General features: G+C 78.9%; 2 protein-coding genes. Both read left to right on the forward strand.

From position 1 onward, the window contains the following. The first annotated feature begins 4 nt into the window (after nt 1-4). Entirely contained in the window at nt 5-445 is a 441-nt protein-coding gene (locus ACFXGA_RS37895) for a substrate-binding domain-containing protein (RefSeq protein WP_378097282.1), read from the forward strand. A 386-nt stretch (nt 446-831) separates the two neighbouring features. Next, nucleotides 832-1025: SDR family NAD(P)-dependent oxidoreductase (locus tag ACFXGA_RS37900; RefSeq protein ID WP_378097248.1), on the forward strand; the 194-nt coding region annotated here is incomplete at its 3' end.

A 1025-nucleotide genomic window follows, 5' to 3' on the forward strand; every position in this document is an offset into this window, starting at 1 on the left:
GGGGGTGTTGTGTTGGGGGGCCGCGGGGGGGGGGGGGGGGTGGCGCCCGGCGGTGCACGGGGCGGGGGGGCGGCCCCCGCCGCTCGCGCGCGGCGACTGGTCGGCCGAGTCGGGCTACCGCGCCGGGCTGGCGCTGGCCGACGAGCCGGGCTGCACGGCGGTGTTCGCGGCCAACGACCAGATGGCGCTGGGGCTGCTGCGGGCGTTCCACGAGCGGGGCAGGGTCGTGCCGGACGACGTCAGCGTGGTGGGCTTCGACGACATCCCGGACTCCGGGTCGTTCGTGCCGCCCCTGACCACCGTGCACCAGGACTTCACCGAGGTCGGCCGCCGCTGCGTCGAGCGCGTCCTGCGCCAGGTCCGCGACGAGCCCGTGGAGCCGGGCACCAGCCTGGTGGCGACGCGGCTGGTCCTGCGCGACAGCACGGCCCCGCCCCGCGCCTGACCCGCCCCCGCGCCCGACCTGCCTCGCGCGCACCCCACCTCGCGTCTGCCCGAGCCTGCCCCGCGCCGGTCCCGCCCCGCGCCGGTCCCGCCTGCTGCCCCGCGCCTGACCCGCCTGCAGCCGACCTGCCCGCGCCCGCTCTGCCTCCCGCCGGTCCCGACCGCCGCCCCGGCTCTCGGCCCGCCAGGCCCCGACCCGGCCCGGCTCGTCCCGCCCGATCGCGGCTCACCCGTGCCTGACGCGGCGCATCCCGGCTTGCCCTGCGCCCGACCGTCCGCGCCTCGACCGCCCGCGCTCCCGGCGTCGCCCGCGGCTTCGGGCTGCCCGTAGGACGATGATGGGCACACTATGGACGGCCGTCACGAAACTGCCGTATGTTCGCCGTCATGGACTTGCGAGGGAAGGTCGCCGTGGTCACCGGCAGTGGCCGCGGGCTGGGGCGGGCGTACGCGGAGGCCCTGGCGGCAGCGGACGCGGCGGTCGTCGTCAACGACGTGGACGCCGAGGCCGCCGCCTCGACCGTCAAGGCGATCGAGGCGGCGGGCGGGCGCGCGGTCGCGGTGGTCGCGCCGGTCGGACC

The sequence above is a fragment of the Actinosynnema sp. NPDC059335 genome, assembly GCF_042752395.1.
Taxonomy (GTDB): Bacteria; Actinomycetota; Actinomycetes; order Mycobacteriales; family Pseudonocardiaceae; genus Actinosynnema.